The following is a 23,892-nucleotide window of genomic DNA, read 5'->3' as shown; positions in this document are numbered from 1 at the left end:
GCACCGCCTTGAACGCGCGTGTCCCGACCGGGGGGCACGCGCGTTCTCGTCAGTACGCCATGAACAGGATGGCGTCGCGGTCGTACTCGAGGCCAGGATGAACGCTGGCGAGGTGCGCCTGGGTCAATTCGACCAGTTCGTCCTCGTCCTTGCCGACGATGGCTTCGCCGCACGGACACGTTATGTGTGTCTTCACGTTGTCGCCCTTCCCTTCTGTGGACCTGCTACTTCGCCGCTTTGGCTGCCGCTTTCATTTGCTTTTTGTACGCGCGCACTTTTCCCATCGACTTTGCATCGACGATATCGGCGACGGAGATGTGCGAACCCGCCCGGCCGAAGTCCCCCGCCGCGGCGCGCCAGCCCTTCGGCGTCACGCCGTACTGCTTGCCCAGCAGGGCCAAGAAGATCTTGGCCTTCACGTCCCCGAATCCCGGCAACCCCTTGATCCGCCGCAGCAGCTCGCTCCCGTCGGGGTCACCGGCCGTCCACAATCCGGCCGCGTCGCCGTCGTAGCGGTCCACGATGATCTGGGCCAGCGCCTGGATGCGCTTGGCCATCGACCCCGGAAAGCGGTGTATCGCAGGGGTTTGCGAGCACAACGCGGCGAACTTGTCCGGGTCGTAGTCCGCGATTTCGGCGGCCGAAAGATCCGGGAAGCTGCCCATCCGCTCGGCGATCTTCTTCGGTCCGGCGAATGCCGTCTCGAAGGGAACCTGCTGATCCAGAACCATCCCGATGAGCAACGCCAACGGGCTCTCGTCCAGCAGCCTGTCGGCCTCGGGATCCTGAGCGAGGCAGAGATTCACCGTCAACGATCTTCCTTTCGCGCAGGCACCCTGGGACCGCGGACGCTATTGGTCGCAAGATTACTCACCGCCGATCACCGCGTTATCGTGGCGTGGTGGTGGATGAGGCCAAGTTGGCACTGATGCTGGCCCGCGACGAACTGCATCAGCTCGTCACCGCTTATTGCCGAGCGGTCGACCGCGCCGACTACGCCGCCCTTCGCGGCCTGTATCACCCCGACGCGACGGACTCGCACGGCTCGTTTTCCGACGGCGGCGTCGAGCAGTTCATCGCGCAACTGCAAGCGGCCGAACCGTATGTGCTTGTCTCGCAACACAACATCACCACGACGAACTTCGTGGTGGACGGCGACACGGCCCGCGGCGAGATCTACTGCCTGGTGTTCCACACCTTCGCCGGCCCCGAACGCAACATCGACGTCATCATCGGCGGCCGGTACCTGGACAGCTACGCCAGGCACGAGGGCCGCTGGAAGTTCAGTCAACGCACCATCGTGGCGGATTGGGCCTACCAGAACGACCCGTCCCAAGTGAACTTCGCCCACCCCAGCACCCGGGGAAGCCTGCGCGGCCAACCCGGCCAAGCCGACCCGTCGGTCGGCCTGTTCACCGCGCCTTAAGGCTGAACCCGGCAAGGGAAACCGGCCGCCGCGGCACGGGGTCGTCAGCCGCTCTTGCGGCGAAATTCCCGGCGGTTGCCCACGGCGCCGTGCGCGCGCGTTTGCTTGCCGGCGCCGTCCTTGTGATCGGAGCCGCTCGCGGATTTCGCCATCTTGCGGTCCAGGGCTTCACGGAATTTGCGCTTGGTGTCGTCGTCCGACCCGGGCGACCCGGCCCCCGACGACTCCGACGGCTTTGAACCTTGCGGGGCATTCGATGCGGCCATAGGGGGAGCCTAGCCCGGGTGTGCCGAAACGGTTGGGCGGGCGGCGCGGCTAGCGCATGCCCGGCGGCATGCCATAGACATGCGAGATCGGCAGCGTCAGCAACACCCGCCGGTCGGTGACCATGGCTTGCCGGTATTCGTCCCAGTCCGGGTGCTCACCGGCGATGTTGCGGTACAACGCAATCAGCGCCTCCACGGTGTCGTCGTCGGGTGCGGCCGCCGGCGGCGTCAACTCGGCGGTGCCCTCGGCGACGGCATACGACCAGCCGTCGTCGGCGTCGACCAGGATCGAGGCCCGTGGGTCCCGACGCAGGTTGCGGGTCTTGGCGCGTGGCTCGGTGATCGACACCTGGATCACCACGTTGCGCGGGTCGAAGTGATAGCTCACGTTCGACAGCTGCGGCCGCCCGTCGCGCTTGATGGTGGCCAGTACCCCGAGGGAGTGTCCACTGATCAAGGCCAGCAATTTGTCGTCGAAGACTTGGCGTCCCATGACGAAAGCCTACGTCGCAGCGGGACGCGCGGCCCGGGATTATCGTTGCGCGGCCGACCTGGTGGAATCGGGGCATGACCAAGTACGCGGCGTTCCTGCGTGGCGTCAACGTCGGGGGCGTCAACCTCAAGATGGCCGAGGTGGCGGCGGCTCTGACCGACGCCGGGTTCACCCAGGTCCGGACCATCCTGGCCACCGGCAACGTGCTGCTGGAGTCGACCGCCGGGGTGGCGTCGGTGCGCAAGAAGGCCGAGGCCGCGTTGCGGGACCGGTTCGGCTACGACGCGTGGGTGCTGGCCTATGACGTCGACACGGTGCGCGCCCTGGTCGACGCCTATCCGTTCGAGCGCGAGGTCGACGGCTACCAGTCCTACGTCACGTTCGTCGCCGATAAGACAATGCTCGACGAGCTCGCCGCGCTGGCCGACAAGGCGGGTGCCGACGAGAAGATCAGCCGCGGTGACGGCGTGATCTATTGGCAGGTCCCCAAGGGCGCCACGCTGGACAGCACCATCGGCAAGACGATGGGTAAGCCGCGGTACAAGTCGTCGACCACGACACGCAACCTGCGTACGCTGGACAAGGTGTTGCGCTGAGACGTGAGCTAAAGCGCCTGTGCGACAAGGTCTTTCGACGCTCGCCTTACTCGTCGGGCACCGCTTCGATGTAGCGCACCGCGTCGGCTTTGTCCAACCCCAGTCCGCGTGCGACGCGGACGTATTCGCGGGCCGCGGCCGCCATCGCGGCGTCGGTCGGGTCGTAGCGCGCGATGAAAGTGCCGAAGCGGCCCCGGGTTTCGATGATGGCGGAGGTTTCCAGCTCGCGGTAGGCGCGCGCCACGGTGTTGACGGCGACGCCGAGCTGGCCGGCCAGATCGCGCACCGTGGGCAGGCGCGTGCCGGGCGGCAACGCGCCCTCCCGAACTCCCTCGATGACCTGCGTGCGCAGCTGGTCGAACAACGGCTTTCCCGCCTTCATGTCGACCTTCAACCAGTCACCGAGCTCCACCCGTTCAGTATCCCCCACCCCCGGCTATCTTGGTGGGATGCGAGTAGCGGTGCTCAGCGGCGCGGGAATCTCCGCGGAGAGCGGTGTGCCGACCTTTCGCGATGACCAGAACGGATTGTGGGCCCGCTTCGACCCTTACGAGCTATCCAGCACGCAGGGCTGGCGCGACAATCCGCAGCGGGTATGGGGCTGGTATCTGTGGCGCCACTATCTGGTCGCCGATGTCCAACCGAACGCGGGTCATCGAGCCATCGCCGCCTGGCAGGACGACGCCCAGGTCAGCGTCATCACCCAGAACGTCGACGACCTGCACGAGCGCGCGGGCAGCCGGTCGGTGCATCACCTACACGGCAGTCTGTTCGAATTCCGTTGCGCGAGTTGCGGTATGGCCTACTCCGGGGCGCTGCCCGCGATGACCGAACCGGCGCTGGAGGTGGAACCCCCGGTGTGCCGCTGCGGCGGCCTGATCAGACCCGACATCGTGTGGTTCGGCGAACAGTTGCCCGACGAGCCGTGGCGGCGCGCGGTGGAGGCGACCGAGGCCGCCGACGTGATGGTGGTGGTCGGCACCTCGGCGATCGTGTATCCGGCGGCCGGGCTGGCCGAGTTGGCGCTGTCGCGCGGCACCGCCGTCATCGAGGTCAATCCCGAGGTCACTCCGCTGTCGGGCAGCGTGACGATCAGCATGCGCGAGACGGCCAGCCAGGCGCTGCCCGGGTTGTTGCAGCGGCTACCGGCCCTGTTGAACTGATCGGGCCGGCCGGTCAGGGGCGGCGCGCGCGGCCGAGCAGTAACTCCGAGACCGGCATCGGCGCCCAGGCCGGCAACGTGAACTCCCGCCGCGACGTGTCGACTTCGAAGCCCGCCTCGACGATCGAGCGCTCGGTGTCCCGATGGGTGTGGCAGTTGCCGAACAGCCGCGGCCACACCGTCGCATCGACGAAACGCTGAAAGCGGCCCCGCGCACCGGCACTGGCGATGTGCTCCAGATAGCGCAGCTCCCCGCCCGGCCGCAACAGCGAAAACAGCCTCCGCAGAACGCTTTCGGGATCGCGGACCGAGCACAACACCAGCGAGCACACCACCGCGTCGAACGGCTCGGCGCCGCTGAACGCCTCGACCGTCTCGCCGGTGACGATGACGCGGAGGGGAACGGCCTGCGCCGCGGCGCGGGCCTGCGCGGCCAGCCGCGGTTCGGGTTCCACCGCGATCACCTCGTCGACCGAGTCCGGGTAGTGCGGAAAGTTGGTGCCGATGCCCGCGCCGACTTCGAGCACGCGACCCGACAGGCCGGCCAGATTTTCCCGACGCATCGCCCGGATCGCCTCGGCTTCATGGGTGGCGACGACCGGCCAGACCCGCGCGAAGAAGGGGTTGTCGACCACCGTTGTCATACCGTTGTGAACCTTCCGACTCGCTTGCGCCCCACAATAGGTTCCCCACGACCCGACGGTCGGCGTTAACCGATATTGGGTACCGGCTCGGCAACCACCGGCGCCGGGAGCTCGACGCGATCCGGCACCGGCCCGAGATGATCCCCGGTTTCGGCGGCCGCTCCCTCGCTGATGCCGAACCGGTCGTGCAGCCACGCTAGGGGCCTGGGCGCCCACCAATTCCACCGGCCCATCACGTGCATGAAGGCCGGCACGACCACCATCCGCACCAGGGTGGCGTCGGCGAACACCGCGAGCGTCAGGCCGAGGCCGAACATCCGCATGAACGAGACGTGCGCCGCGATCAGGGCGGCGAAGGACATCGACATCACCAACGCGGCCGCGGTGATCACCCGGCCGGTGCGGGCGACGCCGAGCGCCACGCTTTCGTCGTTGGCGGCGTGGGCCTGTTTCGCGGTCGGCCTCGCCGGCCGGGCGGCGCCGGACGCCAGCCAGTATTCGCGGATCCGGGAGAGCAGGAAGACCTCGTAGTCCATGGACAGCCCGAAGGCGATGCAGAACAGCAGCACCGGCATGTTGGCCACCAGCGTCCCGCTGGGCGTGGTGCCGAGCGCGCCGAGATGGCCGTCCTGGAAGATCCACACCAGCGCGCCGAACGCCGCCGTCAACGACAGGAAGTTGCAGGCCAGCGCCTTGGCCGGCAGCAGCACGCTGCCGGTGAGCAGAAACAGCAACACAAAGGTGATCGCCGCCATCAGCCCGAGCACCAGCGGCAGCCGGTCGGTCACGGCGTCGACGCTGTCACGGTTGACCTGTGCCACCCCGCCCATCTCGACGGATCGGCCCCCGGGTCTGGGCACCTCGTGCAGCCGCCGGAGTTGGGCGTCGTTCGCCGTCGAGAACAGCGGCGCGGTGCTGCTGACGGTCAGAAAGGCGCTGCCGCCGGCCAGCCCGGTGGGCCCGGCCGGCGGTCCCACCCGGTTGCCCGCGGCGAAGGTGCCGCCGGGGGCGGACACCGACGACACGTCGGCGACCCGGGACAGGGCGGCGGCATAGGAGTCGAGGTCCGTCGGGTTCAGGCCGATGGCGTCGGGGATGACGACGGGCACCGAAGTCGCCGAGTCGTGCGCGAAGTCGTTGCGCAGCCGATCACCGACCTGATGCGCCGACGCCGACTGCGGCAGCACCCGGTCATCGGGGAAACCCCAGGTCACACGCAAGAACGGGTATCCGAGCAGCAACAGCAGCGCGACGACGGTCAGCCCGATCGGGGCCCAGCGGCGCATCACGAACTTGGTGGACCGGTACCAGAACAGTTGCTCGACGGGCTTGTGCACCGCATCCGGGCGCTTCTTTTTGAGCAGCGTTCGCCGCAAGAACCGGCGCACGTCGAACGCGTCCAGCCGCGGGCCCAACAGCACGATCGCGGCCGGGGTGAGCACGATCGAGGCGGCCGCGACGAAGGCGACGGTCGCCACGCCGGCGTAGGCGAACGACTTGAGGAAGTACATCGGGAACGCCACCGTCGCCGACATCGACAACGCCACGGTGACCGCGGAGAACAGCACGGTGCGCCCGGAGGTGGCCATGGTCCGGATGAGCGCTTGCTCCCGGTCGTGGCCCTCGGCCAATTCGTCGCGGTAGCGGCTGATGATCAGCAGGGTGTAGTCGATCGCCAGGGCCAGGCCAAGGGCGGTGCTCAGGTTGAGGGCGAAGATCGACACTTCGGTGTTGAAGGTTATGAGGCGCAGCACCGACATCGAACCGACGACGGCCAACGCGCCCAGCGCCATCGGTAACGCCGCGGCCAGCAGCCCGCCGAACACCCAGATCAGCACCAGGAAGCTCAGCGGCAGCGCGATCATCTCCATGACCAGCAAGTCGGCCTGGTTCTGCGTGTTGATCTGCGCGTACTGCATCGCCGCGCCGCCGGCGCGGACGGTGACGCCGTCGCGGTCGTGGATGTATTGGTCGGCCAGGGTCTGGGCGTTGCTCTGCGCGTAGTTCTCGCCGCCTTTGAGGTTGACGACGACGAGCCCGGACTTGCCGTCGCGGCTCATCAGGTCGGCCGCGGCCTGGGGCGGGGCGGTCCACGGCGAGGAGACGTTGTAGACCAGCGGGGACCGTTGCAGCTGGTCGACGAGGTCGGTGCCCACCTTGCGGGCCTGCTCGCTATCGCTGCCGCCCGGGGCGGTCACCAGGATCAGCACCTGCTGGCCGCTCTGGCCGAATTTGTCGCTCAACACGCCGATGGCGTGGGCCGACTCGGAGTCGGGGTCCTGGAAACCGCCCGGCGACAGGCTCTTGGCGACGGGGACGCCGAAGATCGCGGCGGCGATGAAGACCAGGACGCCGATCGCGAGGATGCGGCGGGGCGCCCTGATGGCGACTCGGGCGATCTTCTGCAGCATTTCGAGCCCTTCCGCTGCCGGTGCCCCGTTGCGCTGGCCGCTGGCTTACCGGCGACAACGTAACAAACGCTAATTTCCACGCGTCAAACAGTGTTCTGCCCTAAACACGGAAGCGACCGGCTGAACCGTTCAATGCCGCGTTTTAAACCGCGCCGACAGTAAGAGTCCGGCCAGAAAAATGTGCCGTAACTAAGCAGCTCACGGGCCAAATCGTGGCGCAGCCGCCGGTCAACCTACCCGCCGGTAAATTGCCAAGATTTTCCGAATCGTGACTCAAAGATTCCTTAATGGTGGCCCATACGCTCAGTGTCATGTGGATCGACGACACAAGTGCCGACGTCATCAAAGTTGACTTCGATGCCCTCTACCACGGCGACGTCCTGGTGGAAGGCGAGACCTCGGAGCAGTTCGACGAACTGCAAGCCGCGAGCTGAGGCCGACCATGAGCATGCTCGCCCGCCTATTGATGGCCGAACCCAACGTCAGTCGATGGTTCCGTAAGTAATCATTGCGCCTGGTAATGAAAGCCCCCCGCCGATGCGGGGGGCTTTCGTCTTGCTGAACGGGATGCGGCTCAGCGGGGCGCCATGCGAATGGCGCCGTCCAGGCGGATGACTTCGCCGTTGAGCATCGGGTTCTCCACGATGTGGACGGCCAGCGCGCCGTACTCGTCCGGGTCACCCAGCCGGGCAGGGTGGGGCACCTGCTTGCCCAGCGACTTCTGCGCCTCCTCGGGCAGCGAGCCCAGCAGCGGAGTCTTGAACAGCCCCGGCGCGATCGTCACCACGCGGATGAGCTCGCGGGACAGGTCGCGCGCGATCGGCAGGGTCATCCCGACCACGCCGCCCTTGGACGCCGAGTAGGCGGCCTGGCCGATCTGGCCTTCGAACGCGGCGACCGACGCGGTGTTGATGATGACGCCACGCTCCGGGCTTGCTTCGGGACCGACGGGCTCGGACTTGGCGATGCGCTCGGCGGCGAGGCGCAGCACGTTAAAGGTGCCGATCAGGTTGACCCCGACCACCTTCTTGAACCCGTCCAGCGGGAACGGCCCGTCCTTCGACAGCGTCTTGATGGCGTTGCCGATGCCGGCGCAGTTGACGTTGATCCGCAGCGTGCCCATCGATTCGGCGGCGTCCAGCGCCTTGCCGACGGCGGCCTCATCGGTGACGTCGGCCTCGACGAAGCGCGCGCGCTCCCCCAGCTCTCGGACCGCTTCTTCGCCGCGCAGGTCGATGACCACCACCTGGGCACCGCGGTCGAGCAGCCGCTTGGTGGTGGCCAGGCCCAGGCCCGACGCTCCCCCGGTGACGACGGCGACGGCGTCTTTGATCTCCATTCGAGTCCTTCCCTGATTCCCTGGATTCCAGCCAACTGGTTGGTTGGGACTATACCCAGTCGTTGAGTACCGCTTCGGCGTCGGTCACCGGCGCCGCGGGTCGCGGTGTCTCCGGCACGGTGCGGGAGAACCGCGGCGCCGGCAGCGGCTGCAGGCCGCCGTTCACCTCGTAGAAGGTGTTCCGCTCGGTGATGTGCGGCTCGGTCTGCACCTCACCGAAGGCCAGCACCGGTGTCACGCACGCGTCGGAGTCGGCGAACACCTTGGCCCAGTGGTCGCGGTCCTGACTGGCGAACTTCTCGGTCAGCGCGGCCCGCAGTTCGGGCCAGCGGCCGACGTCGTTCTGCCCGGGCAGGTCGGCGCCGTCCAGGCCGAGGCCGGTCAGCATGGCGGCGTAGAACTGCGGCTCGATGGCGCCGACCGCGACGTAGCGACCGTCGGCGCACTCGTAGGTGTCGTAATAGGGTGCGCCGCCGTCGAGCAGGTTGGTGCCGCGCGCGTCGGTCCACATGCCCGAGGCCCGCATCTGCCACATCATCTGGACCAGCACGCTGGAGCCGTCGACCATCGCGGCGTCGACGACCTGTCCCTTGCCCGAGGTCTGGCGTTCCCACAGCGCGGACAGGATGCCGAGCAGCAAGAACATCGAACCGCCGCCGAAGTCACCGACCAGGTTCAGCGGCGGGACCGGCCGTTCGTTGGCCCGGCCGATGGAGTGCAGGATGCCGTTCAGCGAGATGTAGTTGATGTCGTGACCCGCCTGCTGGCTGCGCGGGCCGGTCTGGCCCCAGCCGGTCATCCGGGCGTACACCAGCCGATCGTTGACCTTCGCGCAGTCGTCGGGGCCCAGGCCGAGCCGCTCGGTGACGCCCGGGCGGTACCCCTCGATTAGCACGTCGGCCTTGGCGATCAGCTTGAGGACGCGCTCGCGGCCTTCGTCGGATTTCAGGTCGGCGGTCACCACCCGCCGGTTGCGCATCATGGCGTCCTTCGCCACGCCCCCGGGACCCGACGAGGGACGGTCGATGCGCACCACGTCGGCGCCCAGGTCCCCCAGGATCATCGCGGCGTGTGGGCCGGGGCCGATGCCGGCCAGCTCGACAACACGCAGTCCCTTCAACGGTCCAGCCACGATCCACCGACCTTTCGTCCGCTCTGACGCCGTTCGCTACCAAACAACCGGTCGTTCGACATCTTCGCAGCCGTGCCGGAGGGCCGCGCACCCCGGTCACTTATGGTGAGCCCATGCCTTCATCCGCGATTGCCACCCTCGCCCCCGTCGCAGGCCTTGACGTCACGCTGTCCGACGGCGTGTTGTCGGTGACCATCAACCGGCCCGACAGCCTGAACTCGCTGACCATTCCGGTGATCACCGGCATCGCGGACGCGTTGGAGCACGCGGCCACCGACCCCGAGGTCAAGGTGGTGCGCATCGGTGGCGCCGGACGCGGCTTCAGCTCCGGTGCGGGCATCAGCGCCGAAGACGTCTCCGACGGCGGCGGCGTCCCGCCGGACGAGATCATCCTCGAGATCAACCGGCTGGTGCGCGCGATCACCGCGCTGCCACACCCGGTGGTCGCCGTCGTTCAGGGACCCGCGGCGGGCGTCGGCGTCTCCATCGCCCTGGCCTGTGACGTCGTATTGGCTTCGGAGAGCGCCTTTTTCATGCTCGCCTTCACCAAGATCGGGTTGATGCCCGACGGCGGAGCGTCGGCGTTGGTGGCGGCCGCGATCGGCCGCATCCGGGCCATGCAGATGGCGCTGCTTCCGGAACGGTTGACGGCCGCCGAGGCGTTGTCGTGGGGGCTGGTCACCGCGGTCTATCCGGCCGGCGATTTCGACGCCGAGGTGGACAAGGTCATCGCCCGGCTGCTGGGTGGTCCGGCGGTGGCCTTCGCCAAGACCAAGCTGGCCATCAACGCGGCCACGCTGACCCAGTTGGACCCGGCCCTGCAGCGCGAGTTCGACGGGCAGTCGGTGCTGCTGAAATCCCCCGACTTCGTCGAGGGCGCAACGGCCTTCCAGCAGCGGCGCGCCGCCAACTTCACCGACCGCTAAGTTGTGGCGCTGATCGACCGCAACGCTTAATCCCCCGGCGATGCGGTAATCCTCCCCGTCAGACTCGCTGACGAACGACGGAGGATCGATGCCCGAACAGGTGCGGTGCCTGGTGACCGGAGCGACCGGCTACATCGGCGGGCGCCTGGTGCCCCGGCTGCTGGACGAGGGGCATCGCGTCCGTGCGCTGGCGCGCAACCCCGACAAGCTGGCGCAGGTGCCGTGGCGACAACAGGCGGAGGTCGCGCGCGGGGACCTCGCTGACGTCGATTCACTGACCGCCGCGTTCGACGGCATCGACGTGGTGTACTACCTCGTCCATTCGATGGGCAGCTCCAAGGATTTCGCCGCCGAGGAAACCCGCGCCGCCGGCAACGTCGTGACGGCCGCGCGGCGCGCCGGGGTGCGGCGCGTGGTGTACCTGAGCGGGCTGCATCCCGAAAAGAGTGATCTCTCACCGCATCTCGCGTCGCGCAAGGCGGTCGGGGACGTGCTGATCGACTCTGGCATCGAGACCGTCGTGTTGCAGGCCGGGGTGGTCATCGGCTCAGGGTCGGCGTCGTTCGAGATGATCAGGCACCTCACCGACCGGTTACCGGTGATGACCACGCCGAAATGGGTGCACAACAAGATCCAGCCGATCGCGGTGCGCGACGTGCTGTACTACCTGGCCGCCGCGGCGACCGCCCCGGTCCCGACGTCGCGCACCTGGGATATCGGCGGCCCCGACGTGCTGGAATACGGCGACATGATGCGGGTCTACGCCGAGGTCGCGGGGCTGGGCAGGCGCTACCTGTTCGTGCTGCCGTTCCTGACCCCGACGATCGCCAGCCTCTGGGTGGGCACCGTGACCCCGATTCCGTCCGGGCTGGCGCGACCGCTGGTCGAATCGCTGGAATGCGATGCGGTGATGCGCAATTCGGACATCGACGGCGTCATCGCGCCGCCGCCGGGCGGGCTAACGGGTTACCGTCGCGCGGTCGAGCTGGCGCTGCACCGCGCCAGCCGTGGCCTGCCCGATGCGTCCTGGTCGTCGCTGCGGTCCGAGCCGGCCGACCCGCTGCCGACGGACCCGAACTGGGCAGGCGAGATCGTCTACACCGATGTTCGAACCGCCACGACCGCCGCCGACCCGGGCGCGCTCTGGTCGGCGGTGGAGGACGTCGTGAACTCGCGCGCCGCCGACTGGCAGGTCGAGGAGCGCACGGCGGGCACCCTGCTGCGGCTGCGCTCCACCAAGCGAGCTCCGGGACGCGAGTGGCTCGAGATTGCGATCACCGGCCAAGACGGCCGCGGCGCCCGTTATACCCAGCGATCTACTTTTTTGCCCAGGGGCCTGCCCGGGCGGGTGTACTGGCTGTGCGTTCGGCCCGCCCATTCCACCGCGACGCGCGCTTTTGCCCGCGACGTCGTCGCGTCCGCGGGTAGCGAGGTCAGACACCGAACATCGGGGGCAGCACGAGAACCATGATCAGCCCCCACACCAAATGGGTGAGCATCGGGGCCAGGACGCCCCCGGTGGCCCGGCGCTCGAACGCGCACACCGTTCCCAAGATGATCGCGGCGAAGCCGAGCATCGGGTTGCCGCTGGCCAGCGTCGCGCACGTATAGAGGACGGTCGAGATCACCACGGGGTGATATCGGCCCAGTGCGGTGTAGAGCGCCCCGCGAAAGAAGACTTCCTCCGCGACGCCGTTGATCAGCGTGATCGCCACGATCACCGGATACCACCCGTGGTGGGCGTAGAGCAGTACCCGGGTGATCAACTCCGCCACGGGAGTGATCTGCCGAACGATCAGCCCGCCTACGATGAACGCCCCACCCACCAGCAGGCCGACCCCGGTGCCGGTGATGACCGGCCGCTGGTTTCGGCCCCGCCAGCAGATGCCGCCCAGATGCAGCGGGCCGGAGACCAACGCTCCCGCGGTCCACACCGCCGCCAGCACCAGCGTCAGCCAGTAAAAGCTTGCATCCCCCGGATGGCGCCGCAACGAGAACCCGAGCACGCCGGCCCCGATGACCACCGTGATGGCCACGATGACCCGCCGGCGCCGCACCACCCCGGGCGATTCATTATGTGGCACAGCCACATTGGTGATCGCACGCCGGACCTCGGTGAGGACGTCGGTGTGGTACGGGCTCGTCGACTGGCTCATGCGGGACGCACCTTCGGGGTCAGGGCAATCAGGAGGTCGAGGCCGGTGCGCACCGCTCCGGCCACCGGGCCGGGGACCCTGTTCACCAGCCCCAGGGTCGGCCGCACGACGGATGGGGTGACCCGACGGGCGAGTCGGCGGATGCGCAGCGCGTCGCCACCCGCCCAGGCGGGATCGGTGTTGGCGAGGTGGTGCGGGTCGGCCAGCGCATTGACCGGACGCGGCCGGTGCTTGTACTGGCCGGCCAGGGCCAGGGCCATGGATTCGTCGATGCCCAGCAGGCCGCCGGGCGGGTCGGGAACCCGATCGCGCAGGCCGCTGGCGGAGGCCACCATCGGGTGGTCCAGCGATTCGACCAGATCCCCCGCCAGCCCGTGCGGCACCGGCAGCGCGACGCCGGTGATCAGCGACGCCAAGGTGGTATCGATCCTGCCGACCGGCAGTCCGGTGTGCCAGCGCCCGGAGACGCGCGCGTACGCCTTGAGCAGGTCGCGGTAGGACGTGGTCTCGGGGCCGGCGATGTCGTATGCCCCGGCGGGCACCAGGTCCCGGTCGGCCGCGGCGACGAGGTAGTGCAGCACGTCGCGGATGGAGATGGGGTCAATCGGGTTGTCCATCCAGCTCGGGATGGGGATCAGCGGGAACCGGTCGCCGACGTAGCGCATCATCTCGAACGACGTCGAGCCGGCGCCGATGATGATCGCCGCGCCCAGCCACACCAGCTCGGGGCCGTCCGGGAGGGTGAGCGCCTCGGCCACCTCGGCCCGGCTGGTCAAGTGCTCGGACAGGTCTTCGTCGGCGGGCACGAAGCCGCCCAGGTAGACGATGCGCCGCAGCCCGGCGTCGCGAGCCGCCGCCGCGAAATTCGCCGCCGCGGTTTTGTCCGCATCGCGAAAACCCGGCTGACCGATCGCGTGCACCAGGTAATACGCCACGTCGACGGGCCCGCAGCCGGCGAACGCCGACGCCAGCGACGCAGGGTCGGCGGCATCCAGTTTCACCGGCGTGACGTCGTCGAACCAGCCGAAGCGCTTGAGCCGCGCCGGGTTTCGAGTCGCGGCCGCCACCTGATGCTGATCGGCCAGCAGCGCGGTGACCAGGCGTGATCCCACATAACCGGTGGCACCGGTGACCAGAGCCCGCATACCCCGACCCTAACCGGACCACGTCGCGCGCCGCTCGAGGCGTGCGCAGGAGTCGGACGATTGCGCCAAGCGGGCCACCCGCGCGGTGTTCAGTTGAACCGGCGGCGCCGCGGCACCGTCACCTGTACATGGACCATGGGGGAAGCCGTGAATTCGCCGGCTCGTCGGGCATCGCGCAGAGAAATCCGTCCATTGCCGGCGTTGCGGTGAAGTTTCCACCCAATCGCTATACCCAAAGCGAAGCCATCTGCGCGCTCACCGACATCGCCGGTCCGGACTTTCGCCGTTTCGCGTCGAGCAGCGGGGTGGAGTTCCGCAACACCGCGTTGCGGCTGCCGCGCTATCGCGAGCTGAGCGGGTTCACCGAGGCCAACGACGCCTATCTCGAGGTCGCGCTGGATCTGGGCGAGCAGGCGCTGGTGGCCGCGCTGGATGAGGCCAAGGTCAAGCCATCGGAGCTCGACATCGTGTTTTCCACGACGGTCACCGGGCTGGCGGTTCCCACGCTGGAGGCGCGGCTGGCGACGCGGGTCGGGCTGCGCCCCGACGTCAAGCGTGTCCCGCTGTTCGGCCTGGGGTGTGTGGCCGGTGCGGCGGGCGTGGCGCGCATGCACGACTACCTGCGCGCCTTCCCCGATCACACGGCCGCGCTGCTCGCGGTGGAGCTGTGCTCGCTGACCGTTCAACGCCAGGACAGGTCGGTCGCCAATCTCGTCGCCACCAGCCTGTTCGGGGACGGGGCGGCGGTGGTGATCACCGAGGGCGCCAACCGCGCCGGCCGCGAACACACCGGTCCCCGCGTGCTGGCCACCCGCAGCCACCTCTATCCCGATACCGAGGAGATCATGGGCTGGAAGATCGGCGCCGACGGCTTCCGGATCGTGCTGTCCGCCGACGTCGCCACCATCGCAGAGAAGTATCTGGGCGACGACGTCCGCGATTTCCTCGCCGACCACGGGCTGACCCCGCGCGATGTGACGACCTGGGTGTGCCACCCGGGCGGCCCGCGGGTGATAGAGACCGTCGAGAGCGTCCTGGACCTTCCCCCGGCCGCTCTCGACCACACACGAAACTCGTTGCGCGAGAACGGCAATCTGTCGTCGGTCTCGGTGCTCGACGTGCTCGCGGCCAACCTCGCCGATCCGCCCCCGCCCGGCTCGATGGGGTTGATGATCGCGATGGGCCCGGCGTTCTGCTCCGAGCTGGTGCTGCTGGCCTGGTAGAGCTGGTAAAGACTGTAGCCATGTATTACCTGCTGGTGCTGGCGGTCGGGCTGGAGCGCGTGGCGGAGCTGGTGGTGTCCACCCGCAATGCGCGATGGTCGTTTACGCAGGGCGCCAAGGAGTTTGGCCGGTCCCACTATCCGGTGATGGTGACCATTCACACCGCGTTGCTGGTCGGCTGCCTCGTCGAGCCGTGGGCGCTGCACCGGCCCTTCATCGCGTGGCTGGGCTGGCCGATGCTGGCGGTGGTGGTGGCCAGCCAGGCGCTGCGCTGGTGGTGCATCACGACGCTGGGCCGGCGATGGAACACCCGCGTGATCGTGCTGCCGCAGGCGCCGCTGGTGCGTCAGGGTCCCTACCGCTGGCTGCACCACCCGAACTATGTTGCAGTGGTGGCCGAAGGCTTGGCACTGCCGCTGGTGCACACGGCGTGGCTGACCGCGGCGCTGTTCACGCTGGCCAACGCCGCGTTGCTCAGGGTGCGTCTACAGGTGGAGAACTCGGCGTTGGGCTACACGTGAGCGACCGCGCTGGCGACGATGCAGAGCGAAGCGATGCGGGGGCACCTCCCGCTTGCGGGGGAGAGGAGCGGCGCTCATGTCCTACGACGCGGACCTGTTGATCGTCGGCGGCGGCCCGGGCGGGCTGGCGACGGCGTTACACGCTCGCCGCCAAGGACTTTCGGTGATCGTGGCCGAACCGCGCGACGGCCCCATCGACAAGGCGTGTGGCGAGGGGTTGATGCCGGGCGGCTTGGCCGAATTGACCTCGCTGGGCGTGGATCCCGTCGGCATGCCCTTTCACGGGATCGCGTACGTGAGTGAGCGGCGGCGAGCGCAGGCGCAATTTCGTGGCGGGCCGGGGCGCGGCGTCCGCCGCACGACGTTGCACGCGGCGCTGGCCGCGCGCGCCAAGGAGCAGGACACCGACTGGATCCGCGCGCGGGTGACGAAGGTGGCGCAGGACGCCCACGGCGTGTCGGCCGCCGGCGTGCGCGCGAAATGGTTGGTGGCCGCCGACGGGCTGCATTCACAGGTGCGTCGCGCCGTCGGAATCACCGCGACCGCGGGGACGCCGCGCCGCTACGGCGTGCGTTGGCACTACCGGGTACCGGCCTGGTCGGAATTCGTCGAGGTGCACTGGTCGCGCTGGGGCGAGGCGTACGTGACACCGGTCGAGCCCGACCTGGTCGGGGTGGCCATCCTGTCGCGCGGCCGGCCCGACCCGGCGTGGTTCCCGCGGCTGGCCCGCCAGCTGCACGGCGCCGAGCCCGGGCAGCCCCGCGGCTGCGGCCCCTTGCGGCAGGTGGTCTCGCGCCGGGTGGCGGGGCGCGTGCTGCTGGTCGGGGACGCGGCCGGCTACGAGGACGCGCTCACCGGCGAGGGCATCAGCCTGGCGTTCAAGCAGTCCGCCGCGGCGGTCGACGCCATCGTGAACGAGAGGCCGGCCGCGTACGAGACGGCGTGGCACCGGATCACCCGCGATTACCGGCTGCTCACCCGCGCGCTGGTGCTGGCCAGCACGCCGCGGGCGGTGCGCCGCGCGGTCGTCCCGACCTGCGCGCTGCTACCCGCGGTGTTCGGCCGCGGGGTCAACATCCTCGCGCATTAGCGCTGATACCGCGCCGGCACTAGCGCGCCTTCCAGACCGGCTCCCGCTTCTCGGCGAACGCCAGCGGCCCCTCTTTGGCGTCCTCGGACCTGAGCAGCGCCTTCATCTCGCGAATGGTGCGCTCCCAGCCCGGTTCGTCACCGACGACGACACCGTCGTCGACTCCGTAGGCCACCCGCTTGCTGGCCTGCACCGACAGCGGCGCGTTGACGGTGACGCGCTCGGCCAGGGCGAGCGCGGCGTCCAGCACGGAGCCCGGCGCGACGACCTCGTTGATCAGGCCCCATTCGCAGGCGGCGGCCGCGGACAGCGGTTCGCCGGTCAGCAGCAGCCGCATCGCCACCTTGCGGGGCAACTGCTCGACGATGCGGAACACGCCGCCCGCGGCGGCGATCAGCCCGCGCTTGACCTCGGGCAAACCGAACTGCGCGCGTTCGTCGGCCACCACCAGATCGCTGGCCAGTGCCAACTCGGTGCCACCGCCCAGGGCGGTACCGTTCACCGCCGCGATCGTGGGCTTGTCGATGAAGTGGTGCACGTATCCGGCGAAGCCCCATTCGGGATGGTCCGGGTGATACAGGTTCTCCCGGCGCGCGATCGCCTTGAGGTCGGCCCCGGCGCAGAACGATTTGTCGCCGGCGCCGGTGACCACCACCGCCCGCACCTCGGGGTCGTGCTGCGCCTCTTCGAGCGCATCCCCGAGGCCGATGCTGACGGCGGCGTTCACCGCGTTGCGGGCTTCCGGCCGGTTGATGGTTATCACCATCACGTTGCCCCGACGCTCGGCCAGGGCCCCCGGCGGCTGGGTCACAACAGTTCCACGATGGTGGCGTTGGCCTGGCCGCCACCTTCACACATGGTCTGCAGCCCGTACTGAATTCCCTTGTCCCGCATGTGATACAGCAGGGTGGTCATGATCCGGGCACCGGATCCGCCGAGCGGGTGGCCCAGCGCGATTGCGCCACCGTTGGGGTTGAGCTTGCTCTCGTCGGCGCCGATGTCCTTGAGCCAGGCCAGCGGGACCGGCGCGAACGCCTCGTTGACCTCGTAGGCGCCGATCTCGCCGATGGACAGCCCGGACCGCTTGAGCACCTTCTGGGTGGCCGGGATGGGCGCGGTCAGCATGATCACCGGGTCGGCTCCGGCCAGCGTCGCGGTGTGCACCTTGGCGATCGGCTTGAGCCCCAGTTCCTTGGCCTTCTCGGCGGACATGAACAGGATCGCCGCCGAGCCGTCGGAGATCTGCGAGGAGTTGCCGGCGTGGATCACGCCGTCCTCCTTGAAGGCCGGCTTCAGCGAGGCCATCTTCTCCATCGGGGTGCCGCGGCGGATGCCTTCGTCCTTGAGCACCACGTTGCCGTCCTGATCCTTGATGCCCACGATCTGGTCATCGAAAGCTCCGGAATCCTGTGCGGCGGCAGCCTTTTCGTGCGAGTCGAGGCTGAACTGGTCCAGCGTGGTGCGGTCGAACCCCCACTGCTCGGCGATCATCTCCGCGCCGATGCCCTGGTTGGGGATCTGGCCTTGGTAGCGGTCCAGGAAGGCCTGGGGATACGGGCGCCCGCCGTTGGCCAGCGAGGCGCCCATCGGGGTCCGCGACATCGACTCGACACCACCGGCGACGACGACGTCGTAGTGTCCGGCGACCACGCCGGCGGCCGCGAAGTGGATCGACTGCTGGCTTGAACCGCACTGGCGGTCCACGGTCACGCCCGGGACGGTCTCGGGCCAGCCGGCGGTCAGCAGGGCGGTGCGGCCGATGTCGAGGGCCTGCTCGCCGGCCTGCATGACGCAGCCCCAGATGACGTCGTCGACCAGGGCCGGGTCGACGCCCGCCTTGTCGACCAGGCCGTTGAGCACCTGCGCGGAAAGATCCGCCGGGTGCACCCCGGACAATCCGCCGTTGCGCTTGCCGATCGGTGAACGCACTGCCTCGACGATGACGGCTTCAGCCATGGTCTTGTCTCCTTTGACACGTGGACTTCGAAAAGAATGGAGTCTTGCGTCGATTGTCAACCAAGGGGTTGGGCGGGTGGAGCCCGGGGGTGGTTCTGGCGCGAAGCCGGGCTCGGCGCGTGCCGCCGAACCAGAATTTTGTTCTCACGGCCGCGGGTGCAGGGCAATAATGGTCGGGTGAAGCGGCTCAACGGCATGGACGCGATGCTGCTGTACAGCGAGACGCCGAACCTGCATACCCACACCTTGAAGGTGGCGATCGTCGACGCCGCCGGCTACGACGGCGAGGTCAGCTTCGACGTTTTCCGGCGCACGCTGCACCGGCGACTGCATCGGCTGGATCCGTTGCGCTACAAGCTGATCGACATCCCGTGGCGATTGCATCACCCGATGTGGCTGCAGAATTGCGAGGTCGACCTCGACTATCATGTGCGGCGCGTTCGGGTGCCCACCCCGGGTGGCCGTCGGGAGCTCGACGGGGTGATCGGCCAGATTGCCGGGGTGCCACTGGACCGCGACCGTCCGCTGTGGGAATTCCACTTCGCCGAAGGCTTGGCGGACAACAAGTTCGCGATCATCGGCAAGATGCACCACGCCCTGGCCGACGGCGTCGCCTCAGCCAATCTGCTGACCAGGCTCATGGATTTGACCGGCCCGGTGCAGGACGACCGGGACAACGACACCACGTGCATTCCGCCCTCGACGGCGCGGCTGCTGCGTGCGGCCGCCGCGGATCATGCCCGGCAGGCCGCCGCGTTACCCGGGGTGATAGCCGAGGCGCTCGGCGGGGCGCGGCGGCTGCGGCGGCGCGCCCGGCAGCGCGGCAGCCAACCGGACCTCGCCCGGATGCTGCACGCGCCGCCGACTTTCCTCAACCATATCGTCTCTCCGGCAAGGACTTTCGCCACCGCGACGCTGTCGCTACCTCAGGTCAAACAGACCGGTAGGCAGCTGCAGATCACCATCAACGATATGGTGATGGCGATCGCGGCGGGCGCACTGCGTGAACTGCTCTTGCGCTACGACGGCAGCGCAAACCAGCCCCTGGTCGCCTCCGTCCCGGCCACTACGGACAGGTCGCCGCAGCGGATCAGCGGCAACGAGCTCGGGGGCATGGCGGTGTCGCTACCCACCCACATCGGCGATCCGCTGCGACGCGTGCGCCTGACGTCCGTGGCAACGACGATCGCCAAGGAGAACAACGAGCTGTTCGGCCCGGAACTCTATGGCAAGTTGATCAGCTACCTGCCCGGCGCTGCCGCTCCCCTGGCGTTCCGATGGCTGGCCCGGCGGTACACCCGAAACAGGTTGTTCAATATTCCGATCTCCAACGTGGTGGGGCCGCGTGAGCGCGGCCGTTTCGCCGGCGCCCCGGTCAGCGAAATCTATTCCGCCGGACCGTTGATCACCGCCTGCGGGATCAACATCACCGTGTGGAGCTACGTCGATCAGCTGAACATATCGGTGATCGCCGACGACCGCACCCTCGGCGACCCCCATGAACTCACCGACGCCATGGTCGGCGCATTCCGCGAAATCCGCGCTGCCGCAGGGTTGGCCGATGACCTGGCGACCGTGCCGGGCGCGATGCCGCAAGCCACGGCGAAGCCCTAGCCCAGGACGGGAAAGCGTCGCTGGTGAGCCAGGCCGTCCAGGGCGGCCTGCATGACCGAACGGACATGCGCGTCGACGTCGGCGACGCCGGGCTGATCGCCGAACCGGGTGGCGACGTCGATCGGTTCGAGGACTTCGCTGACGATCTTGGTCGGCAACGGCAGGTTGGGCGGCACGAGCATGCTGAGCCCGAACGGAAACCCCACGGTGATGGGCAGAATGTCCGAGCGCCAGCGCGACAGGCCCAGCCGCTTGGCCAGCCACGTGCCGCGGGTGAGGAACAGCTGGCTTTCCTGGCCGCCGATGGAGACCACCGGCACGATCGGCACCCGCGCATCGCTCGCCGCCCGGACGTACCCGGTGCGGCCGTTGAAGTCGATGACGTTCTCGGCCAGCGTCGGTCGATAGGCGTCGTAGGTGCCGCCCGGAAACACCAGCACCACGCCGCCGGACCGCAGCGCCCGCGCGGTGTTCGCGGAGGTGGCGCGAATGACGCCCAGCCGGGTCAGCCATCGCGACATCGGCCCGACGAACATCCCGTCATGGCCGAGCGTGTACAGCGGGCGTCGGTAGCCGAATCTTCGGTAGAACGCCGCCGCGAAGATCAGCACGTCGGGCGTGAGCATGCCGCCCGAGTGGTTGCCGACTATCAGGGCACCACCACGAGGCGGCACCGATTCCAGCCCACGCACCTCGAAGCGAAACCAGCGCCGCGCCAGGGGCTCTGCCGCGGTGACGAAGCGCTCGGTGAAGCCGGGATCCCACTCGCCGATTTGGTGGGAAGTCACGACATCGGGGTGAATTCGAGGTGCAGCTCGGACAGGCCCCGCATCTGCCAGGTCGGGTCGTAGGTGTAGCGGCGGGCGTCCGGCGGCCCGTGCTCGGCCTCGGCGATCGCGATGTCCCCCATCCGGTCGAGTATGCGGTTCAACGAGATTCGCCCTTCCGCGCGGGCCAGCGGTGCGCCCGGGCACGAGTGATTGCCGCGACCGAAGGCCACATGCTCTCGCACGTTGGGCCGGTCGATGCGGAACTCGTCGGGCTGCTCGAACTTTCGCGCATCCCGATTGCTCGCACCGGGCAGCAACATGACGGTGCTTCCCGCCGGGACCTCGGTGTCACCGATCGACGTCGTCGTGCGCGCCATCCGGAAGTGACATTTGACCGGGCTTTCCATGCGCAGCGTCTCTTCGACGAAATTCGGTATGCGGCCGCGGTCTTCGCGGAGCAGCTTTTGTAACTCCGGGTTCTCCGCGAGCGTGCGGACGCCGAAGCTCAGCAGCTTCGTCGTGGTTTCCTGGCCGGCCGCGAATAGGAACGTCGCCAGCCGGACGACGTCGATGACATCGGGAGTCGAACCGTCGGGATACTTCGCCTGGGCCAGCTCGGTCAACACGTCTTCGCGCGGCGCTCGGCGGCGGTCGGTGATGTGCGTGGTGAATTTCTCGTCGAGGTATTCCAGCGGATTGTGCGCCCGCGTCACCGAATCGTCCTCCACGCCACCGGAGAACTTGCCCGAGAACACATCCCGAAACTCTTCGTGATCCTCGATGGGAACTCCCAGCAGGTCGGCGATGACCAGGCCGGAGAACGGCCGCGCGTACTGGTCGAGGAATTCGCAGCGGCCTCGGGATACGAACTCGTCGAGCTGCTCATCGGCGAGCCGCCACATGAAGTCTTCGTTCTCCTTGAGCCGCTTGGGGGTCAGGAGGCGGCTGAGCAGGCCTCGCGTCCTGGCGTGCTCCGGCGGGTCCTGCGTCACGATGTGTTCGCTCATCGGGATCTGCGACCGGTGCTGTTCGATCAGGCTGCCGATGTCGTCGCCCTCGGGCTCGAACGGCAGCCCCGAAAACGGGCCGGCGACCGAGACGCAGGACGAGAACGCCGGATCCTTATAGACCGCGAGCGCTTCGGAGTGACCCGTTACGGCCAGGACGCCCTGCTCAGGTCGTGCCAGCACCGGGCACCGCGCGCGCAGGTGGTCGAAGTACGGGTACGGGTCGGGAATCAGGGACAGGTCGGTGAAGAAATCCACCGAATCGAATTCGTTCAACAGGACTCCTAGGCATCCAGGTAACCGCGCACCGACGTCAACCCGGGCGACGCGACCTCTCCAGCCAATCTAAGGCTGAACAAATATTAGGTCAAGCCGAGGAGCCCGAAAATGAGGACCAGAAACGGAGATTGCCGCCACGGTCGCGATCAAGCCGAAAATCGCGACCCTGACGGCAATCTCGCCGACGGGGAACCTTGCTACACGGCCGGGTAGGCGACCGACTTGATCTCGGTGTACTGGTCGAATCCGGCCACACCGTTCTGGCGGCCCACACCGCTTTCCTTGTAGCCGCCGAACGGCGTGTCGGCACCGTACGGGGCGCCCCCGTTGACGCCCATGAAGCCGGCCTTGATGCGGCGGGTCACCGACAGCGCACGCTCGAGGGAGCCGGCAAACACGTTGCCGGCCAACCCGTACACGCTGTCGTTGGCGATCCGGATGGCGTCCTCTTCGTCGTCGAAAGGGATGACCGAGAGCACCGGGCCGAAGATCTCCTCCTGCGCGATGGTCATCTTGTTGTCGACATTGGTGAAAAGCGTTGGCCGGATGAAGTATCCCTTGTCGAAGCCCGTTTCCGCACCGGGGCCGCCGACCAGCGCCGTGGCGCCCTCTTCGACGCCCTTCTGGATGTAGCCCGTCACGCGGTCGAACTGCCGTTGCGAGATCACCGGCCCACACAACGTTCCCGGGTCCTGCGGGTCGCCGCATGTGACGTTCTCGTAGATGTTCTTCAGGATCTCCACGCCCTCGTCGTAGCGGGACCGCGGCAGCAGCAGCCGGGTGGGGTTCGCGCAACCCTGACCGGCGTGCATGCAGGGCGCGATGCCGACCATGCAGGCCGTCGCGAAGTCCGCGTCCTCCAAGACGATGGTGGCCGACTTGCCGCCGAGTTCGAGGAACAGCCGCTTCATCGTGGCGGCGCCCTTCTCCATGATCCGCTTGCCCACCACCGTCGAGCCGGTGAACGAGATCAGGTCGACCTTCGGCGACAGCGTCAGCTCCTCACCCACGAAGTGGTCCGAGGCGGTGACGACGTTGACCACGCCGGCGGGGATGTCGGTCTTCTCGGCGATGAGCCGGCCCAGCCGGTTCGCGTTGAACGGCGTGTTCGGTGCGGGCTTGAGCACCACCGTGTTGCCGGTGCCCAGCGCCTGGCCCAGCTTGTTGAGGGTGACCTCGAAGGGGAAGTTCCACGGCACGATCGCGCCGACGACGCCCACCGGTTCCCGCCACACCTTGCGGGTGGTCAGCGTGCCGGTCAGGCTGATCACCTTGTCGCCCAGGTCGGTTTCCCAGGCGTACTCGTCGATCAGCCGGGCCGGGTACTTCAGCCCGTCTTCCAGCGGCGCGTCCAGCTGAGGCCCGAAGGTGATGGCCCGCGGCGAGCCGACCTCGAGGATCAGCTCCTCGCGCAGCTCGTCGATCTCGGATTCGATCGCCTCGTGCAGCTGCAGCAGGCAGCGCTTGCGCAGCTCCTTGTTGGTCGACCAGTCGGTCTCGTCGAAGGCGCGCCGGGCGGCGTCGATGGCCCGATGCATGTCCTCCTTCGAGGCATCGGAAACCTCGCCGAGGGACTCTTCGGTCGCCGGGTTGATGTTGGTGAAGGTACCGGCCTGGCCCTCGACGAGCTTGCCGTCGATCATCATTTTCGGCTCGAAGCGGACCTTTACAGCCTCAGTCATATCTGTCACTCTCTTCTGAATCATGGAGGGGCTACGGAGAGCCTTACCGCAAAC

Annotated in this window: 26 protein-coding genes; 10 read left to right on the top strand and 16 right to left on the bottom strand. The window is 68.2% G+C overall.

Features of this window, described 5'->3' with window-relative positions; all coding sequences use genetic code 11:
* Window positions 1-49 precede the first annotated feature (49 nt).
* The gene (locus tag A9W96_RS12625) at window positions 50-196 is read right to left on the bottom strand and encodes a hypothetical protein (RefSeq protein ID WP_003875447.1); all 147 of its coding nucleotides are present in this window, start codon (window positions 194-196) and stop codon (window positions 50-52) included.
* A gap of 28 nt (window positions 197-224) precedes the next feature.
* The gene (locus A9W96_RS12620) at window positions 225-806 is read right to left on the bottom strand and encodes an HhH-GPD-type base excision DNA repair protein (protein WP_067024800.1); all 582 of its coding nucleotides are present in this window, start codon (window positions 804-806) and stop codon (window positions 225-227) included.
* A 92-nt stretch (window positions 807-898) separates the two neighbouring features.
* Between A9W96_RS12620 and A9W96_RS12615 the strand changes: the two genes are divergently transcribed.
* The gene (locus tag A9W96_RS12615) at window positions 899-1,426 is read left to right on the top strand and encodes a nuclear transport factor 2 family protein (RefSeq protein WP_067024797.1); all 528 of its coding nucleotides are present in this window, start codon (window positions 899-901) and stop codon (window positions 1,424-1,426) included.
* 44 nt (window positions 1,427-1,470) lie between these two features.
* Here A9W96_RS12615 and A9W96_RS12610 read toward each other — a convergent pair whose 3' ends face one another.
* Window positions 1,471-1,692: a DUF5302 domain-containing protein gene (locus A9W96_RS12610; RefSeq protein WP_066868699.1), complete on the bottom strand. Its 222-nt coding sequence runs from the start codon at window positions 1,690-1,692 to the stop codon at window positions 1,471-1,473.
* Between the two features lie 49 nt (window positions 1,693-1,741).
* Window positions 1,742-2,185, bottom strand: coding sequence for a PPOX class F420-dependent oxidoreductase (locus A9W96_RS12605; protein WP_066868701.1), 444 nt, complete (start codon window positions 2,183-2,185; stop codon window positions 1,742-1,744).
* Between the two features lie 74 nt (window positions 2,186-2,259).
* On the opposite strand from A9W96_RS12605, the gene A9W96_RS12600 reads away from it, so the two are divergent.
* Window positions 2,260-2,781, top strand: a complete 522-nt coding sequence (locus A9W96_RS12600) for a DUF1697 domain-containing protein (protein WP_067140120.1) — start codon at window positions 2,260-2,262, stop codon at window positions 2,779-2,781.
* A gap of 46 nt (window positions 2,782-2,827) precedes the next feature.
* On the opposite strand, the gene A9W96_RS12595 is transcribed toward A9W96_RS12600, so the two are convergent.
* Entirely contained in the window at window positions 2,828-3,193 is a 366-nt protein-coding gene (locus A9W96_RS12595; RefSeq protein WP_066868705.1) for a GntR family transcriptional regulator, read from the bottom strand.
* A 37-nt stretch (window positions 3,194-3,230) separates the two neighbouring features.
* Here A9W96_RS12595 and A9W96_RS12590 point away from each other — a divergent pair, with 37 nt between their 5' ends.
* On the top strand, window positions 3,231-3,944 hold the full coding sequence (locus A9W96_RS12590; protein ID WP_066878633.1) for an NAD-dependent deacylase: 714 nt from the start codon (window positions 3,231-3,233) through the stop codon (window positions 3,942-3,944).
* A 13-nt stretch (window positions 3,945-3,957) separates the two neighbouring features.
* Here the strand turns inward: A9W96_RS12590 and A9W96_RS12585 are convergent, their stop codons facing one another.
* Together A9W96_RS12585 and A9W96_RS12580 are read right to left on the bottom strand one after the other, a co-directional pair.
* On the bottom strand, window positions 3,958-4,587 hold the full coding sequence (locus A9W96_RS12585; protein WP_066878635.1) for a class I SAM-dependent methyltransferase: 630 nt from the start codon (window positions 4,585-4,587) through the stop codon (window positions 3,958-3,960).
* Window positions 4,588-4,652: 65 nt separating this feature from the next.
* Window positions 4,653-6,998 (bottom strand): MMPL family transporter, encoded by a 2,346-nt coding sequence (locus A9W96_RS12580; RefSeq protein WP_067140117.1) that lies wholly within the window; start codon window positions 6,996-6,998, stop codon window positions 4,653-4,655.
* A 311-nt stretch (window positions 6,999-7,309) separates the two neighbouring features.
* Here A9W96_RS12580 and A9W96_RS33030 point away from each other — a divergent pair, with 311 nt between their 5' ends.
* Window positions 7,310-7,432, top strand: coding sequence for a hypothetical protein (locus A9W96_RS33030; RefSeq protein ID WP_156655929.1), 123 nt, complete (start codon window positions 7,310-7,312; stop codon window positions 7,430-7,432).
* A gap of 140 nt (window positions 7,433-7,572) precedes the next feature.
* Here A9W96_RS33030 and A9W96_RS12575 read toward each other — a convergent pair whose 3' ends face one another.
* Together A9W96_RS12575 and A9W96_RS12570 are read right to left on the bottom strand one after the other, a co-directional pair.
* Window positions 7,573-8,337 (bottom strand): 3-hydroxyacyl-CoA dehydrogenase, encoded by a 765-nt coding sequence (locus A9W96_RS12575; protein WP_066868713.1) that lies wholly within the window; start codon window positions 8,335-8,337, stop codon window positions 7,573-7,575.
* 49 nt (window positions 8,338-8,386) lie between these two features.
* The gene (locus tag A9W96_RS12570; RefSeq protein WP_067140114.1) at window positions 8,387-9,469 is read right to left on the bottom strand and encodes a CaiB/BaiF CoA-transferase family protein; all 1,083 of its coding nucleotides are present in this window, start codon (window positions 9,467-9,469) and stop codon (window positions 8,387-8,389) included.
* A gap of 113 nt (window positions 9,470-9,582) precedes the next feature.
* On the opposite strand from A9W96_RS12570, the gene A9W96_RS12565 reads away from it, so the two are divergent.
* Both A9W96_RS12565 and A9W96_RS12560 read left to right on the top strand, forming a co-directional pair.
* Complete coding sequence (locus A9W96_RS12565; protein ID WP_067024783.1) at window positions 9,583-10,395, top strand: enoyl-CoA hydratase; 813 nt, start codon at window positions 9,583-9,585, stop codon at window positions 10,393-10,395.
* Window positions 10,396-10,483: 88 nt separating this feature from the next.
* Window positions 10,484-11,866, top strand: a complete 1,383-nt coding sequence (locus tag A9W96_RS12560; RefSeq protein ID WP_067024780.1) for a DUF2867 domain-containing protein — start codon at window positions 10,484-10,486, stop codon at window positions 11,864-11,866.
* Here the strand turns inward: A9W96_RS12560 and A9W96_RS12555 are convergent.
* Together A9W96_RS12555 and A9W96_RS12550 are read right to left on the bottom strand one after the other, a co-directional pair.
* Window positions 11,829-12,551, bottom strand: coding sequence for a CPBP family intramembrane glutamic endopeptidase (locus A9W96_RS12555; protein ID WP_066868721.1), 723 nt, complete (start codon window positions 12,549-12,551; stop codon window positions 11,829-11,831). The genes A9W96_RS12560 and A9W96_RS12555 overlap by 38 nt on opposite strands.
* On the bottom strand, window positions 12,548-13,696 hold the full coding sequence (locus A9W96_RS12550; RefSeq protein WP_066868723.1) for an NAD(P)H-binding protein: 1,149 nt from the start codon (window positions 13,694-13,696) through the stop codon (window positions 12,548-12,550). The genes A9W96_RS12555 and A9W96_RS12550 overlap by 4 nt, the downstream gene beginning before the upstream one ends.
* 128 nt (window positions 13,697-13,824) lie before the next feature.
* On the opposite strand from A9W96_RS12550, the gene A9W96_RS12545 reads away from it, so the two are divergent.
* From A9W96_RS12545 to A9W96_RS12535, 3 genes are all read left to right on the top strand, one after another.
* Window positions 13,825-14,919: a type III polyketide synthase gene (locus A9W96_RS12545; protein ID WP_067024777.1), complete on the top strand. Its 1,095-nt coding sequence runs from the start codon at window positions 13,825-13,827 to the stop codon at window positions 14,917-14,919.
* Window positions 14,920-14,939: 20 nt separating this feature from the next.
* Window positions 14,940-15,440, top strand: a complete 501-nt coding sequence (locus A9W96_RS12540) for an isoprenylcysteine carboxyl methyltransferase family protein (protein ID WP_066866076.1) — start codon at window positions 14,940-14,942, stop codon at window positions 15,438-15,440.
* A gap of 76 nt (window positions 15,441-15,516) precedes the next feature.
* A complete protein-coding gene (locus A9W96_RS12535; protein WP_067140111.1) occupies window positions 15,517-16,530 on the top strand; it encodes an NAD(P)/FAD-dependent oxidoreductase in 1,014 nt (337 codons plus the stop codon).
* A gap of 19 nt (window positions 16,531-16,549) precedes the next feature.
* Here A9W96_RS12535 and A9W96_RS12530 read toward each other — a convergent pair whose 3' ends face one another.
* On the bottom strand, window positions 16,550-17,341 hold the full coding sequence (locus A9W96_RS12530; RefSeq protein WP_066878650.1) for a crotonase/enoyl-CoA hydratase family protein: 792 nt from the start codon (window positions 17,339-17,341) through the stop codon (window positions 16,550-16,552).
* Window positions 17,338-18,486 (bottom strand): thiolase family protein, encoded by a 1,149-nt coding sequence (locus A9W96_RS12525; protein ID WP_066866172.1) that lies wholly within the window; start codon window positions 18,484-18,486, stop codon window positions 17,338-17,340. Before A9W96_RS12525 ends, A9W96_RS12530 begins: the two co-directional genes overlap by 4 nt.
* 177 nt (window positions 18,487-18,663) lie before the next feature.
* On the opposite strand from A9W96_RS12525, the gene A9W96_RS12520 reads away from it, so the two are divergent.
* On the top strand, window positions 18,664-20,100 hold the full coding sequence (locus A9W96_RS12520; protein WP_067140108.1) for a wax ester/triacylglycerol synthase family O-acyltransferase: 1,437 nt from the start codon (window positions 18,664-18,666) through the stop codon (window positions 20,098-20,100).
* Here the strand turns inward: A9W96_RS12520 and A9W96_RS12515 are convergent.
* The 3 genes from A9W96_RS12515 to A9W96_RS12505 form a co-directional block, all read right to left on the bottom strand.
* The gene (locus A9W96_RS12515; RefSeq protein WP_082972205.1) at window positions 20,097-20,888 is read right to left on the bottom strand and encodes a lysophospholipid acyltransferase family protein; all 792 of its coding nucleotides are present in this window, start codon (window positions 20,886-20,888) and stop codon (window positions 20,097-20,099) included. The two genes, A9W96_RS12520 and A9W96_RS12515, sit on opposite strands and share 4 nt — an antisense overlap.
* Window positions 20,885-22,153 (bottom strand): cytochrome P450, encoded by a 1,269-nt coding sequence (locus tag A9W96_RS12510; RefSeq protein WP_067140105.1) that lies wholly within the window; start codon window positions 22,151-22,153, stop codon window positions 20,885-20,887. Before A9W96_RS12510 ends, A9W96_RS12515 begins: the two co-directional genes overlap by 4 nt.
* A gap of 200 nt (window positions 22,154-22,353) precedes the next feature.
* Window positions 22,354-23,838, bottom strand: a complete 1,485-nt coding sequence (locus A9W96_RS12505) for an aldehyde dehydrogenase family protein (RefSeq protein ID WP_066866165.1) — start codon at window positions 23,836-23,838, stop codon at window positions 22,354-22,356.
* Window positions 23,839-23,892: the final 54 nt, after the last annotated feature.

Source organism: Mycobacterium sp. 1245852.3 (assembly GCF_001669335.1).
Classification (GTDB): Bacteria; Actinomycetota; Actinomycetes; order Mycobacteriales; family Mycobacteriaceae; genus Mycobacterium; species Mycobacterium europaeum_A.
This window is presented reverse-complemented; position numbering and strand designations above follow the sequence as displayed.

Coding starts and splice junctions, on each gene's coding strand:
- A9W96_RS12610 (WP_066868699.1), bottom strand. CDS start 1,692: ATGGCCGCATCGAATGCCCCGCAAGGTTCAAAGCCGTCGGAGTCGTCG.
- A9W96_RS12605 (WP_066868701.1), bottom strand. CDS start 2,185: ATGGGACGCCAAGTCTTCGACGACAAATTGCTGGCCTTGATCAGTGGA.
- A9W96_RS12600 (WP_067140120.1), top strand. CDS start 2,260: ATGACCAAGTACGCGGCGTTCCTGCGTGGCGTCAACGTCGGGGGCGTC.
- A9W96_RS12590 (WP_066878633.1), top strand. CDS start 3,231: ATGCGAGTAGCGGTGCTCAGCGGCGCGGGAATCTCCGCGGAGAGCGGT.
- A9W96_RS12585 (WP_066878635.1), bottom strand. CDS start 4,587: ATGACAACGGTGGTCGACAACCCCTTCTTCGCGCGGGTCTGGCCGGTC.
- A9W96_RS12580 (WP_067140117.1), bottom strand. CDS start 6,998: ATGCTGCAGAAGATCGCCCGAGTCGCCATCAGGGCGCCCCGCCGCATC.
- A9W96_RS33030 (WP_156655929.1), top strand. CDS start 7,310: ATGTGGATCGACGACACAAGTGCCGACGTCATCAAAGTTGACTTCGAT.
- A9W96_RS12575 (WP_066868713.1), bottom strand. CDS start 8,337: ATGGAGATCAAAGACGCCGTCGCCGTCGTCACCGGGGGAGCGTCGGGC.
- A9W96_RS12565 (WP_067024783.1), top strand. CDS start 9,583: ATGCCTTCATCCGCGATTGCCACCCTCGCCCCCGTCGCAGGCCTTGAC.
- A9W96_RS12560 (WP_067024780.1), top strand. CDS start 10,484: ATGCCCGAACAGGTGCGGTGCCTGGTGACCGGAGCGACCGGCTACATC.
- A9W96_RS12555 (WP_066868721.1), bottom strand. CDS start 12,551: ATGAGCCAGTCGACGAGCCCGTACCACACCGACGTCCTCACCGAGGTC.
- A9W96_RS12550 (WP_066868723.1), bottom strand. CDS start 13,696: ATGCGGGCTCTGGTCACCGGTGCCACCGGTTATGTGGGATCACGCCTG.
- A9W96_RS12545 (WP_067024777.1), top strand. CDS start 13,825: ATGGACCATGGGGGAAGCCGTGAATTCGCCGGCTCGTCGGGCATCGCG.
- A9W96_RS12540 (WP_066866076.1), top strand. CDS start 14,940: ATGTATTACCTGCTGGTGCTGGCGGTCGGGCTGGAGCGCGTGGCGGAG.
- A9W96_RS12535 (WP_067140111.1), top strand. CDS start 15,517: ATGTCCTACGACGCGGACCTGTTGATCGTCGGCGGCGGCCCGGGCGGG.
- A9W96_RS12525 (WP_066866172.1), bottom strand. CDS start 18,486: ATGGCTGAAGCCGTCATCGTCGAGGCAGTGCGTTCACCGATCGGCAAG.
- A9W96_RS12505 (WP_066866165.1), bottom strand. CDS start 23,838: ATGACTGAGGCTGTAAAGGTCCGCTTCGAGCCGAAAATGATGATCGAC.